Origin of the sequence: Serratia sp. EWG9 (genome assembly GCF_019913725.1) — a bacterium.
Taxonomy (GTDB): Bacteria; Pseudomonadota; Gammaproteobacteria; order Enterobacterales; family Enterobacteriaceae; genus Serratia; species Serratia ureilytica.
On the sequence record NZ_JADNRO010000012.1, the window covers coordinates 124,477 to 137,166 of the forward strand.

Annotated in this window: 10 protein-coding genes; 3 read left to right on the forward strand and 7 right to left on the reverse strand. The window is 62.8% G+C overall.

What is annotated here, in order from left to right:
* Positions 1 to 2: 2 nt before the first annotated feature.
* The 4 genes from bcsB to bcsR form a co-directional block, all read right to left on the reverse strand.
* Positions 3 to 2,309, reverse strand: coding sequence for a cellulose biosynthesis cyclic di-GMP-binding regulatory protein BcsB (gene bcsB, locus ITX55_RS21715; protein ID WP_223085373.1), 2,307 nt, complete (start codon positions 2,307 to 2,309; stop codon positions 3 to 5).
* Between the two features lie 62 nt (positions 2,310 to 2,371).
* Positions 2,372 to 4,975, reverse strand: coding sequence for a UDP-forming cellulose synthase catalytic subunit (bcsA, locus tag ITX55_RS21720; protein WP_033645053.1), 2,604 nt, complete (start codon positions 4,973 to 4,975; stop codon positions 2,372 to 2,374).
* Positions 4,972 to 5,712, reverse strand: coding sequence for a cellulose biosynthesis protein BcsQ (bcsQ, locus tag ITX55_RS21725; protein WP_147838398.1), 741 nt, complete (start codon positions 5,710 to 5,712; stop codon positions 4,972 to 4,974). Before bcsQ ends, bcsA begins: the two co-directional genes overlap by 4 nt.
* 3 nt (positions 5,713 to 5,715) lie before the next feature.
* The gene (bcsR, locus tag ITX55_RS21730) at positions 5,716 to 5,907 is read right to left on the reverse strand and encodes a cellulose biosynthesis protein BcsR (protein WP_033645055.1); all 192 of its coding nucleotides are present in this window, start codon (positions 5,905 to 5,907) and stop codon (positions 5,716 to 5,718) included.
* A gap of 189 nt (positions 5,908 to 6,096) precedes the next feature.
* On the opposite strand from bcsR, the gene bcsE reads away from it, so the two are divergent.
* The 3 genes from bcsE to bcsG are packed head-to-tail and all read left to right on the forward strand — an operon-like array spanning position 6,097 to position 9,510.
* On the forward strand, positions 6,097 to 7,665 hold the full coding sequence (bcsE, locus tag ITX55_RS21735; protein ID WP_060660090.1) for a cellulose biosynthesis protein BcsE: 1,569 nt from the start codon (positions 6,097 to 6,099) through the stop codon (positions 7,663 to 7,665).
* Positions 7,652 to 7,858, forward strand: a complete 207-nt coding sequence (gene bcsF / locus ITX55_RS21740) for a cellulose biosynthesis protein BcsF (protein WP_033645228.1) — start codon at positions 7,652 to 7,654, stop codon at positions 7,856 to 7,858. Before bcsE ends, bcsF begins: the two co-directional genes overlap by 14 nt.
* On the forward strand, positions 7,855 to 9,510 hold the full coding sequence (bcsG, locus tag ITX55_RS21745; protein ID WP_223085374.1) for a cellulose biosynthesis protein BcsG: 1,656 nt from the start codon (positions 7,855 to 7,857) through the stop codon (positions 9,508 to 9,510). Before bcsF ends, bcsG begins: the two co-directional genes overlap by 4 nt.
* 287 nt (positions 9,511 to 9,797) lie before the next feature.
* Here bcsG and dppF read toward each other — a convergent pair whose 3' ends face one another.
* Genes dppF through dppC form a run of 3 tightly spaced genes read right to left on the reverse strand, consistent with a single transcriptional unit; the run spans position 9,798 to position 12,682 of the window.
* Positions 9,798 to 10,787 carry a dipeptide ABC transporter ATP-binding subunit DppF gene (gene dppF / locus ITX55_RS21750; RefSeq protein WP_015376237.1) on the reverse strand — a complete coding sequence of 330 codons (990 nt, stop codon included), beginning with the start codon at positions 10,785 to 10,787 and terminating at the stop codon, positions 9,798 to 9,800.
* Positions 10,784 to 11,764 (reverse strand): dipeptide ABC transporter ATP-binding protein, encoded by a 981-nt coding sequence (dppD, locus tag ITX55_RS21755; RefSeq protein ID WP_033645058.1) that lies wholly within the window; start codon positions 11,762 to 11,764, stop codon positions 10,784 to 10,786. Before dppD ends, dppF begins: the two co-directional genes overlap by 4 nt.
* Before the next feature lie 15 nt (positions 11,765 to 11,779).
* Positions 11,780 to 12,682, reverse strand: coding sequence for a dipeptide ABC transporter permease DppC (gene dppC / locus ITX55_RS21760; protein WP_033645059.1), 903 nt, complete (start codon positions 12,680 to 12,682; stop codon positions 11,780 to 11,782).
* Positions 12,683 to 12,690 lie beyond the last annotated feature (8 nt).

Below are 12,690 nucleotides of genomic sequence, written 5' to 3' on the forward strand. Positions count from 1 at the left end.
CGTCAATCCCGATCTTCAGGCGCCAGACGCCGCCGGCTGAAGGCCTTCAGGCCGCGCCACAGCATCAACCCCAGGATCACTACCAGCACCACCGCGAGCACCGCCAGCAGGACCGGATGCGTGGAGAGGGCATACCAAAGCCGCTCCCACCAAGGCAGGTGACCGACATAGTAAACATCGCCGACGCGCAGGCTGTTGACCCCCGATTCGCGGATCACCGCCACCGAGCCGAACACCGCGGCGCGCTTGCCGCTGTCCAGCAGGGCATTGTTCAGCAGCTCATAGCCGCGCGGGCTGTCCGCCAACAGCGCCACGATGCTGCGCTGGTCGTTGAACGGCGACTGCACGCCAATGATCGCCGACATCGCCCCCTCGGAACTGACGGTGGTCTTGCTGTCCGGCTTGGCGTCCTCCGCCAGCACTTCCGAGCTGGGCAGCGGCGGTTGGCGCGTCGGCTGTTTCACCCAGCTTTGGGTCGCGTCCACCAGCAGGCTGATTTTCTTGTCGTCGCGCAGCGCCTGCGGAATGGTGCCGACCATCAGGATATCGTCGTCACGATCCTTGGCCTGCGACCAGTCGTCGCTCAGCGTGAAGGCCAGCGCCGGGTAGCCGGTTTGCGCGCCGATCACGCCGAGCGCGTTCAGCAGCGCACTGACCTGTGCCGGCTGCGGTTTCTGGTTCACCAACACCAGCGTTTGTGAAAGATCCGCCAGGCGGCTGAACGGGAAGCCGGCGTTGGCGAAGGCGCGCAGGTCCGGCATCGCCATAAAGTGGCGGTAGCCGGAGAAATCGATGGTGGACGCGCCGTCGATCACCGCGTGGTTTGGCGTGAAGGAGTAGGTTTCGCAGCGCCCTTCCGCGCCGCTGGCCAGCAGCGTGGTGTAGTCAAAGTCAAAGCGCAGCTGGTTGGTGGCACCCAGCCGCAGCGCCGGGATACTGACGTTCTTGTCGGAGTCGAGCAGCCCCTGCGTCAACGGCAGGCGCAGCAGCTGCGCCCCCTGTTCGTGTTCCGGCACCAGCGAGTAGGCCTGCACGAACTGGTTGTTCAGGCTGACGCTCAGCCGCGAACCGTCCTGAATGCGCGGCGCGGTATAACGGTACTTGAGGTGCATGTCGATGCCGGTGCTGCGGATCAGGAACAGATCCGGCGGCAGGTTCATGGTCAATGAAATCGGGCCGGGCTCGATGCCGCTGGTTTGCAGCTGTTCGGCGTATTGCTGCAGTTCGGCGAAGGTCATCGGCCGATCGGTGCGCACCCAGTTCGGCGCGTCGTAAGGCTGACGCGGCGCCAGCTGTTCCACCTTGTCCACCGTCACGTTCTGGCCGCGGAACAGAATGTCGCCCTGCGCAATGCCTTTCACCGCGGTGATCAAATCGTTGTCGTCACGCCCCTGAATCAGCAGCAGTTTGACGTAGGGATTATCGGGGTGGCTGATCATCTCCACCGTCGGGCCGTTGACCGCCGGGTAATCGCGCAGGAAATCCGGGCGCTGCTTATTGGTGGCGAACACCACCGCGTGCTGCGTCGGCAGCGCGTTATACAGCGTCGGGAAGGATTGCCCGCGCCACTGCGCCTTGCTGCCGAACCACGAGGCCAGAATGCCCGCCGCGCGCTGCTGGGCCAGATCCGGCTGGCCGGCGAACACCATCGGCAGCGTCAGCGGCCGATTATCGCGGCTGTCGAAGAACGGCTCAGGGAAGTGCGACAGCTCGTTTTTCACCGGCAGCGTCTGGAAGCGCAGCTTCAGCGCGCTGGATTTGCTGACGTCGAGCCACAGCGAGGTGCTGGCCGGGTTTTCGCAGATGTTCTGATAATGGCCGACGAACACCAGCCGGACGCGGTTAAAATCGGTGATATAGCGCGGATCGATCGCCATCTGGATGCGATTGGGCTTGCCCAACTGCTCCTTGGCGATCGTGGTCACGCCCATCAGCTCGTCGTTCAGGTAGACCTTGACGTGCGACTCGACCGGGATCAACGCCGGCGACGGCGTAAATTCCAGGTCGAGCATCGCCTGCGAGACCACCTCATCGCTGCGCACGCCGAATTCGATCTGCCCGTCCGGCCGGGTGCCGCGCAGAACAAAGGTGCCCGGCGGCGGCGCTATCTGCGCAAACGGCAGCGACACGTCGCGCACCGGCGCATTCGGATCCTGCGGCGCGGCGGCCGGCGGTGGCGCGGTCGCCGTATCGGCCGCCGCAGCGATCGGCGGCTGGGCCGCCACGGTCGGCGCGGTGGCGGTTTCGGCCTGCGACAGGGTGCTGATGCCTAAGGCCAGAGCAGTTAACCAGGTTATTTTTCTCGTCATCGTATCATCATCAATGTTGGAGCCTGTTCACCGGGCGAGTGAGCGGGCGGTTGAACTCGCAGCTAACCCACGGTTTCTTGTTGACCCAAGGTCGGATCCCTGCCGACGCCGCGCGGAATAAACGACACTACCCAGGCGGTCAGCGACGTGACCCCGACCAGCAGACCGCGTACCAGCGGCGGCGCGTAGTCCGCCATGCGCACATAGCCGCGGAAGCCCAGCGCCAGCACGTCGCGCAGGCTTTCGATCGGCCGGTCTTCAGGGAACCCGTCCTGCCACAGCGCCCAGGTATCGGCGCGGGCGAAGGTGCACTGAATAAAATCGATGTGTTCGCGGGTGGAAAGACTGACCAGACGCACCCCCACCTTGTTGCCGAAGGCGCGCGTCACCACGCAGGGGAAGCTGTACTCCTGCTGGCCGCGTTTGAGCAGCAGCGAGGCCTTGTCGCCCTCTTTCAACGTGTCCGCCACCCGCATCTCGATGCCCACGCCGCCATCGGAGTAATCGCGCAGCGTGCAGGGGTAGAGGTGGCCGTCGGCACGCGCGATCGCCGCCGGCATGGCGATCTCCACGCGGTGCGCCTGACGCACCTGTTTGGCTTCCACCGCCACCGCCACCGCGCCGCCGAGAATGGTCATGTTGTACAGCACCCACACCAGGCTGATGATCACCGTCATCACCTCGTCCGTCGGGCCATAGGCCAGCCGCCAGGCGCCGAACGCCAGCCCGGCGAGGTTAAGAACCACCAGGAACATGTAAGGCCGGGTGATCACCCAGTCGACGTGCTCCTCCTCCACCAGCCCGCCCTTGGCGGTCACGTTGAATTTGCCCTTGTGCGGATTGAACAGCGCCACCGTCGTCGGCCGCGCGATATACCAGGCCAACACCGTTTCATAGATTTCGCTCCAGAACGAATGGCGGTATTTCCCCTGGATGCGCGAGTTGGTCAGGCTGGCGTGGATCATGTGCGGCAGCACGTAAAGCGCGATCGCCAGCGCCGGCGCGAAGATGATGTAGGCATGCAACAGCAAAAACGCCAGCGGCGCGGTGAGGAAGATCAGCCGCGGGATGCCCGACAGGAAGTGCAGCATGGCGTTGGCGTAGCACAGGCGCTGCGCCAGTTTCAGCCCCTTGCCCAGCAACGGGTTGTCGAGCCGGAAGATCTGCACCATGCCGCGCGCCCAGCGAATGCGCTGGCCGATGTGCGCCGACAGGCTTTCGGTCGCCAGCCCGGCGGCCTGCGGAATGCGGATATAGGCCGAGGTATGCCCACGCCGGTGCAAACGCAGCGAGGTATGGGCGTCTTCGGTGACGGTTTCCACCGCGATGCCGCCGATTTCGTCCAGCGCGCTGCGGCGCAGGATGGCGCAAGAGCCGCAGAAGAAGGTGGCGTCCCACATGTCGTTGCCGTCCTGCACCAGCCCGTAGAACAAAGTGCCCTCGTTGGGCGTCTGACGGAAGCGGCCAAGGTTGCGCTCGAAGGGATCCGGCGAGAAGAAGTGGTGCGGGGTCTGCAGCATCGCCAGCTTTTTGTCTTTGAAGAACCACCCCATGGTCAGCTGCAGGAAGGAGCGCGTCGGGACATGGTCGCAGTCGAAAATCGCCACGAACTCGCCGGTGGCCTGCTTCAGCGCGTTGTTGATGTTGCCGGCCTTGGCGTGTTCGTGAGTCGGCCTGGCGATGTACTTCACTCCCACCTCGGCGGCGAACGCCCGGAACTCGGGGCGATTGCCGTCATCAAGGATATAGATGTTCACTTTCTCTTTCGGCCAGTCGATGCCCAGCGCCGCATAGATGGTGGGCTTCACCACCCCGAGGTCTTCGTTGTAGGTCGGCACCATCAGATCGATGGTCGGCCAGGTGGCGCTGTCTTCGGGCAACGGCACCGGCTGGCGGTTAAGCGGCCAGATAGTCTGGAAATAGCCCAGCACCAACACCACCCAGGCGTAAGTTTCCGCCACCAGCAACAGCAGGCCGCATACCAGGCTGAGCGGATCGTCCCAGTTCAGCGTGGCGGTATAGCGCCACCACAGGTAACGGCAGGAGACGGTCAACGACAGCACGATCAGCATCAACGCAGGCAAGCGCCCCGGCACCCGGCGCACCACCATCGCGATCCCCCACAGCAGCAGAACGAACACGAACTGCGCCGACAGATCGAACGGTTGCGAGATGCACAGCATGGCGAGGATCGCCGCCAGCACGCCGACCAGAATGAACAGCGCGCGCCGCAATCCGCGGTTCATGCGGCCGAGTCGCTCTACCGAGCGCTGTTCCACGCCGGCGTTTTTCAGCCGCTGCGGCAAGCCCTGCAGCCAGTCGGCATAGCGCTGCTGCAGCCGCCGCCAACCGGCGAAATAATCGCGCTGCACCGGCGCGCGGCCGCTGCGGAACAGCAGCAGCCACGCCCCCTGCAGCAAATAGCGCAGTGCATCCGCCGGGCGGGGGCGTTCGGCGGACAGATGCGGGAACCAGTAAGCGCGGCCGGCGCGCACGCGCCGCCAGGCCGGTGACTCCAAACGCAGCAGCATCCACCCCAGCGCCACCAACAGCGTAGTGAAAAAGGCTGTCAGCGCCGACGCCCCGCTGCGGCGATAGGCGCGGTAGCGCGCCTGCACCGCCTGGCGCACCGGCGGCACCAGCAGCAGGCTCAGCACCCGACTCATGGCGCAATGCCCCGTTTGAGGTTGATCAGGCACCAGTTGGCCAGCGTCAGCACTTCATCCGCCGCCAGGCTCTCGGGGCGGTACTCGCCCAGCGGCTGTTTGGCCGCCAGCGCTTCCGCCATCGCTTCATCACGGTGGATAACCACCGGCAACAGGCCGCTCAGCGTTTGCAGCCACAGCTGATGCAAATCCTGCTGCAGCCGGCTGGCCGAAGAGTAATGGTTAATCAGGAAATGACTTGCGTGCGGCAGCGCCTGCTGATGGAGCCGCACCTGGCAGTTGGCGTCGGGGTTCAACAGCACGAACACACTGTCGGCCAGTTGCAATGCCTGCTGCGCCAAAACGCCGTCCCCGACCGGGACGTCCAGCAGGATCCAGCGCTGCGGATCGCCGGCCATCAGCTGACGCAAATCATCGCGCCAGCGATCGGGATGCGCCTGACACCGATGTTGCACTTCCAGCCGTTCCGCCGCATTCAGGCGGCCAAACGGTAAAAAGTCGAGGTTTTCGCAATAACGCAGCGCGCCTTCTCGCCAACCGCCGCCGTCCTGTTCCGCGCGTGCCCAGCCGCGCGCCAGTTCGAACGGCGTGTTGAAATGCAGGCGCAGCAGATTGTCCGGCGTAAAGTCTATCGCCAGCACCGACTCGCCAAGCTGGCGCAACGCCCAGGCGAGCGCCGCCGTGACTGACGTCGTCCCCATTCCACCCCGCAACCCTTGCAGCGCGATCGCCGGCATAGATCAGTGGCTCCCCGCGTTTTGCGCCAATTCGGCCAGCAGCGGCCAGCGCGTCATCATTTGCGTTAACCGCTCCTGCCGCGAAATATCGACATAGCTTAATTTTGGTAATGAAAAAGCCTGGCTGAGCGCCTGCAGGTCATCCTGGCTCTCCTCCGGCGCCGCTGCACGAAAATGGCTGGGTGCGTTATTCATTCTTCCGCCTTGGCGAAAATAGGCTATGTTAATTAACTATAGCAACGATACAAAAAGAGACAGGCAATAAGATGATTCTCAACAAATATTATTGAAGAGCATCGGAGATTTGTTATTGCCAGCGTAAAAATGGCTATCTTTAAATATAAACGCCTTTAGTCGGCTTTCAACGAAAGTAGAACACATCCTATGGCGCACTCTTTTTCTCTAGGCATTCGGCAGATTTGGGAAGAGCTGTCGGTGATGCAGGCCCCCGGGCTTTATTGGATCAATATCGACAGGCAAAGCGACGCCGCGCTGTTGTGTCGCCAGGCCATCGCCGCCCAGCCGGCCACCCGCAAGCTCGCCCTGATCTGCAGCGGGGACAAACCCGATCGCCTGCTGGCCGAGCTGGCTGCGCCCGCTTTGCAGAAGCTGCCGCTGTATCAACTACCGGAGAAAAAAGCCGCGCTGGCGCAGTTGAGCGACGATCTGATGCGCGCCCTGCGGCCGCAAAATCGCTTACTTATCCTGCTGGCCCACGCCAGCCTGTGGCAAACCTTCACCACCGAAGAACTGCGCGAATGGACGCGCACCCTCGCCGCCTGGCTGCGGCGGCAGGGGTGTACGCTATTGATCCTCAGCCACGGCGGCGGCATCAATAAGCTCAAAGGGCAGCTCAGCACACAGCACCGCATCCTGAACGGCCTGTCCAGCCTGCAATGGCAGCAGGACAGCGCGCAATACCTGGTGAACTGGTGGAGCACCGAAAACGGCATCAACGCCAATCAGCTGCTGACGCTGTATGCGGCGGAAGGCGGTTGGCAGGGCGAGGAGGAAAATAGCCAACCCTCCCCCACCGCCTTGCGCAGCGACGAAGGCCAGTATCTGGCCGAGCGCAGCATCCTGGAAGGCGCACCGCCGCTGTCCGCCAACTGGCAGCTGTTGGAGAGCAACGACGAACTGGCGCAGCACGGCATGCTGAGACTCTCGGCGACGTTGATTTTCGCGTTGTATCAAAGCGACCAAATCGATCATCTGGCGCACCAAATCCACACCCTGCGCCGCAGCCGCGGCAACGGCCTGAAAATCGCGGTGCGCGAGATGAGCGCCAGCCTGCGCTACAGCGACGAACGGCTGCTGCTGGCCTGCGGCGCCAACCTGATCGTGCCGCACGTCGCGCCGCTGTCGCGTTTTCTGACCATGCTTGAAGGCATCCAGGGGCAGCGCTTCTCACGTCACGTGCCCGCCGACATCGATGCGCTGCTGGCCGGGCTGCGTCCGCTGCAGCTGAAAGGCTACATGCGGCCGGAACCGTTTAGCCAGGCGGTGCTTTCGCTGATGGCCAACACCTTGCTGCCCGAGGACGGCAAAGGCGTGATGGTGGCGTTGCGCCCGGCCACCGGCCTGCGCGCCGAACAGGCGATGACCCTGTGCCACCTGCGGCGTTTCGGCGACGTGATGACCGTGGTGCAGGGGCGCCTGGTGCTGTTCCTCTCCACCTGCCGCATCAACGATCTGAACACCGCGCTGAAGTTCATCTTCCGCCTGCCGGTGGATGAAGCCTTCAGCAACCGGGTGGTGTGGCACCAGGATGTCGATATCATTTCGGAAATCAAACGCATGGCTCAGGGGCGCTGGCAGCTTACCGCCACCGGAGCCGCGGGCGTCGCGCCGCCGCCCCCCGTGGTGACGGCCGCAGAGCCCGCAGAACGCCGCCAGCCGATCGCTTTCACGCTGCCGCTTGGCCCGCAGGAGGAAAAGCATGCTGAACCTTAACGACATCCTGCAACTGATCTTGCTGTGCGCGCTGGTCTTCATTCCGCTGGGCTACGCCTTTCACCGGCGTTTTCCGCATTTGCGTCAATACTGGCAAAACCTGTTGTTATCGCCGCGCTATTTGAAATCCGCCGGTTTATGGGTGCGCACAGGCTCATCCTCCCAGATTAAACGTCATAAGAAGCAGCCATGAATCCAAACTCAAATACGCAATCCGATAACGCTCTGTGGCGCTACTGGCGCGGGCTGGGTGGCTGGAACCTCTACTTTCTGGCGAAATTCGCCCTGCTGTGGTTCGGCTACCTGAATTTCCACGCGCTGCCGAACCTGGTGTTCATGGCCTATCTGCTGATGCCGATCCCCTCGCCGCGGCTGCACCGCTGGCGCCATTACCTCGCCATCCCGATCGGCATCGCGTTGTTCTACCACGATACCTGGCTGCCGGGCATCAACAGCATTCTCAGCCAGGGCTCTCAGCTGGCCGGCTTCAGCGCCCAGTACCTGCTGGAGCTGGTCAGCCGCTTTATCAACTGGCAGATGGTCGGCGCCGCCTTCGTGTTGCTTATCGCTTACCTGTTCGTCGCCCAGTGGGTGCGCGTTACGGTGTTCACCGTGGCCGCGCTGGTGTGGCTCAATATCGTCAACATCGCCGGGCCGGCGGTCTCACTGCTGCCCGCCAGTTCCACGGCTGCCGCCGGCGGCGCCGGCACGCCGGCCACGGCCGCGCCGACGGCAGGAGATAATGCGCCGGCAGACAGCCTGCCGCCGACCAGCGCCAACCTGACGGCCTATCTGAACCAGTTCTACGAGCGGGAAAAAGGCCGCGCCACCGCGTTCCCGGCCACTTTGCCCGCCGACGCCCAACCGTTCGATCTGTTGGTGATCAACATCTGCTCGCTGGCCTGGGCCGATATGGAGGCGGTCAACCTGCAGAATCATCCGCTGTGGTCGAAGATGGATATCATGTTCGACAGCTTCAACTCGGCCACCGCCTACAGCGGCCCGGCGGCCATACGGTTGCTGCGCGCCAGCTGCGGCCAGCTTTCGCATCACGATCTGTACCAGCCGGTGAACCAGCAGTGTTACCTGTTCGACAACCTGGCGAAGCTCGGCTTCAAGGAACAGCTGATGCTCGATCACTCCGGGGTGTTCGGCAACTTCCTGAAAGAGCTGCGTGAACAGGGGGATATGCAGGCGCCGCTGATGTCGCAGGCCGGCGTCGGCAACGAGCTGACGTCGTTCGACGGTGAGCCGATTTATAACGATCTGGAATTGCTGAACCGCTGGTTGGATCAGCAGCAAAAAGCCGGAGACGCCCGCACCGCCACCTTCTTCAACGTCATTCCGCTGCACGACGGCAACCGCTTCGTTGGCTCTAACAAGAGCGCCGACTATCAGCCGCGCGCGCAGAAGCTGTTCGATCAGCTGAACACCTTCCTCGATCAGCTGGAAAAATCCGGCCGCAAAGTGGTGGTGGTGATCGTGCCGGAGCACGGCGCGGCGTTGGTGGGTGACAAGATGCAAATGTCCGGCCTGCGCGATATCCCCAGCCCGAACATCACCCATACGCCGGTCGGCATCAAACTGATCGGCATGAAGGCGCCGCATCAGGGCAGCCCGCTGCAGATCAAAACGCCGAGCAGCTATCTGGCGCTGTCGGAGCTGGTATCACGTCTGGTGGACGGCAAAGTCTTCAGCGAGTCCAGCGTCGACTGGCAGGCGCTGACGCAAGGGCTGCCGCAGACGCCGGTCATCTCCGAAAACGACAACGCCATCGTGATGCAATATCAGGGGAAACCTTACATTCGCCTGAACGGCGGCGATTGGGTGCCTTATCCGCAATAAGCGCGGCCTTATCGACCCAAAGCACGCCGACAGCGTGCTTTTTTTATTGAGCAAGTCCGACAAAAGGCGAAGTTAACCGTCTGGCAAAAATATTATTACTCACCTCCCGTTAAATTTTTTATTCGCTTATTAATTCATTGCGAAAATTCCTATAAAAATAAGCATTCGTCAGATTTTCGTTAAGCATTCAATAACGCCCCGAAAAGCGATTCGATTAACTGATTGATTAAATAATAAAAAACGCCGGCGTTAAGCCGGCGTGGGTTTATGCGGTGAAATCCGACGCTTTACGCCCCCGGATGTTCGTCCTGATCGACCGCAAAACAGGCCACCATCTGCTCACCGTACTGCTTCAGCTGCGGCTGCAGCTGTACGCAGGTGCCGAAGGCGCGGCGGCAGCGGGCATTGAATGCGCAGCCCGGCGGCGGGTTCATCGGGCTGGGCAGTTCGCCGGTCAGCTTGATGCGCTCGCGGCGCATATCCGGGTTCAACCGCGGCGTCGCCGACAGCAGCGCCTGGGTGTACGGATGGCGCGGGTTGTTGAAGATCGCCTCTTTGCTGCCCTTTTCCACGCAGCGGCCCAGGTACATCACCATCACTTCATCGGCGATGTGTTCCACCACCGACAGATCGTGCGAGATGAACACGTAGGACAGCCCCAGCTCCTGCTGCAGATCCATCATCAGGTTCAGCACCTGCGCGCGCACCGACACGTCCAACGCCGACACCGGCTCATCGGCGATCACCACGTCCGGATTCAGCATCAGCCCGCGGGCGATGGCGATACGCTGACGCTGGCCGCCGGAGAACATGTGCGGATAGCGATCGTAATGCTCGGTCTTCAGGCCGACCTTCGCCATCATCTCCAGCGCTTTTTCCCGCCGTTCGGCGGCGCTGAGCGAGGTGTTGATCAACAGCGGCTCCTCGAGGATCTGCCCGACCTTCTTGCGCGGGTTGAGCGATCCGTAAGGATTCTGGAACACGATTTGGATCTTCTGGCGCCGCAATTTCTCGGCGGAAACGTCCGGCTTCAGCAGATCCTGTCCCTGGTAGTACAGCTCGCCGCCGGTCGGCACTTCGATCATCGTCAGCAGGCGGCCGAGCGTGGATTTGCCGCAGCCCGACTCACCGACCACCGCCAGCGTTTTACCGCGCTCCAGAGTGAACGACACGCCGTCCAGCGCCTTGACCAGCCGCTCCGGCGCGAACAGGCCCTTTTTCACCGGGTAATGCTTTTTCAGGTCGATCGCCTGCAGTAAAGGTTGATTCTGGCTCATACGGTCGGCCTCCCCGCATCATCCAGCGGTGTGTGACATTTAACCTGACGGCCGGGAATGCTGCGCAGTTCCGGCTCCTCGTTACGGCAGCGCTCGTTGGCGTACGGACAACGCGGATTGAGCAGGCAGCCGGTCGGGCGATCGTATTTGCCCGGCACCACGCCCGGCAGCGAAGCCAGCCGCGCCTTGTCGGCGGCGAACTCCGGCAGCGCGCGCAGCAGCGCCTGGGTGTACGGGTGGCGCGGCGCGCGGAAAATCTCCGCCGCTTTGCCGGATTCCACCACCTGGCCGGCGTACATCACGATAATGTGATGCGCCGCTTCCGCCACCAGCGCCAGATCGTGGGTGATGAGCAACAGCGCCATGTTCTCGCGCTGCTGCAGATCCAGCAGCAGTTCGATGATCTGCGCCTGGATGGTCACGTCGAGCGCGGTCGTCGGCTCATCGGCGATCAGCAGCTTCGGCCGACAGGCGATAGCCATGGCGATCATCACGCGCTGGCTCATGCCGCCGGAAAGCTGGTGCGGGTACACGTCCAGCCGCGAGGCCGGATCGGGAATCCCCACCTGCGTCAGCAGGTCGATAGCGCGCTGGCGGCGGGTGCGGCGGTTGCCGCCCTGATGCACCTTCAGCGCCTCCATAATTTGATAACCGACGGTGTAGCACGGGTTCAGGCTGGTCATCGGATCCTGGAAGATCATCGCCACTTCGGAGCCCACCAGCTGGCGACGCTCTTTTTCGGAGATCTTGCGCAAGTCCTGGCCGTTGAACTCCAGCTTGTCGGCCATCACTTTGCCGGGAAAATCGATCAGGCCCATGATCGCCAGCGAACTGACGGATTTGCCGGAGCCGGATTCACCGACGATGCCGACCACCTGACCTTGATCCACGCTGTAACTGATGCGGTCTACCGCGCGGAACGGGGTGCCTTCGTCACCGAAGTGCACCGAAAGCTTGTCTACATTCAATAACGCCATCTCTCTCGTCCTCTGTTACTGCTTGAGTTTGGGGTCGAGAGCGTCACGCAAACCGTCCCCCATCAGGTTGAATGCCAGCACCGTCAGCAGGATCGCCAGGCCGGGGAAGGTCACTACCCACCAGGCGCTTTGCGCGAACTGCAACACGTCGGAGAGCATGGTGCCCCACTCCGGCGTCGGCGGTTGCGCGCCCATGCCCAGAAAGCCGAGAGCGGCCATGTCGAGAATGGCGTTCGAGAAACCGAGAGAAGCCTGAACGATCAAGGGCGCCAGGCAGTTAGGCAGAATATTGACGAACATCTGACGCAGCGCGCCGGCGCCCGCCACCCGCGAAGCGGTGACGTAATCGCGGTTCACCTCCGCCAGCACCGCCGCGCGCGTCAGACGCACATAGTGCGGCAAGGCGACGAAGGTGAGCGCCAGCGAGGCGTTGACGATCGACGGTCCGAATACCGCCACCAGCACCAGCGCCAGCAGCAGGCTCGGCAGGGCCAGCATGATGTCGACGACGCGCATGATCACCGCGTCCACCGCGCCGCCGAAGTAGCCGGCCAGCAGGCCGAACACCACGCCCATGACCAGCGACAACACCACCACCAGACAACCGACCAGCAGCGACAGGCGCGCGCCGTACATCAGGCGCGACAGCACGTCGCGGCCCACGTCATCGGTGCCCAGGATGTATTGCCAGCTGCCGCCCTCCTGCCACACCGGCGGCTTGAGCAGCGCGTCGCGGAACTGGTCCGCCGGCGCATGCGGCGCCAGCACCCCGGCGCCGAGCGCGATCACCAGCATCAAAACGATATACACCAGGCCGACCACGGCCCCTTTATTGCGCTTGAAATAGTGCCAGAACTCCTGAAACGGGGTCATCGGCTTCGGCGCACCTTTAACTGCAGACTCAGTGATTTGAGACATGAGAGCGC

Coding starts and splice junctions, on each gene's coding strand:
- bcsR (WP_033645055.1), bottom strand. CDS start 5,907: ATGAATAACGCACCCAGCCATTTTCGTGCAGCGGCGCCGGAGGAGAGC.
- dppD (WP_033645058.1), bottom strand. CDS start 11,764: ATGGCGTTATTGAATGTAGACAAGCTTTCGGTGCACTTCGGTGACGAA.
- bcsG (WP_223085374.1), top strand. CDS start 7,855: ATGAATCCAAACTCAAATACGCAATCCGATAACGCTCTGTGGCGCTAC.
- dppF (WP_015376237.1), bottom strand. CDS start 10,787: ATGAGCCAGAATCAACCTTTACTGCAGGCGATCGACCTGAAAAAGCAT.
- dppC (WP_033645059.1), bottom strand. CDS start 12,682: ATGTCTCAAATCACTGAGTCTGCAGTTAAAGGTGCGCCGAAGCCGATG.
- bcsA (WP_033645053.1), bottom strand. CDS start 4,975: ATGAGTCGGGTGCTGAGCCTGCTGCTGGTGCCGCCGGTGCGCCAGGCG.
- bcsE (WP_060660090.1), top strand. CDS start 6,097: ATGGCGCACTCTTTTTCTCTAGGCATTCGGCAGATTTGGGAAGAGCTG.
- bcsB (WP_223085373.1), bottom strand. CDS start 2,309: ATGACGAGAAAAATAACCTGGTTAACTGCTCTGGCCTTAGGCATCAGC.
- bcsF (WP_033645228.1), top strand. CDS start 7,652: ATGCTGAACCTTAACGACATCCTGCAACTGATCTTGCTGTGCGCGCTG.
- bcsQ (WP_147838398.1), bottom strand. CDS start 5,712: ATGCCGGCGATCGCGCTGCAAGGGTTGCGGGGTGGAATGGGGACGACG.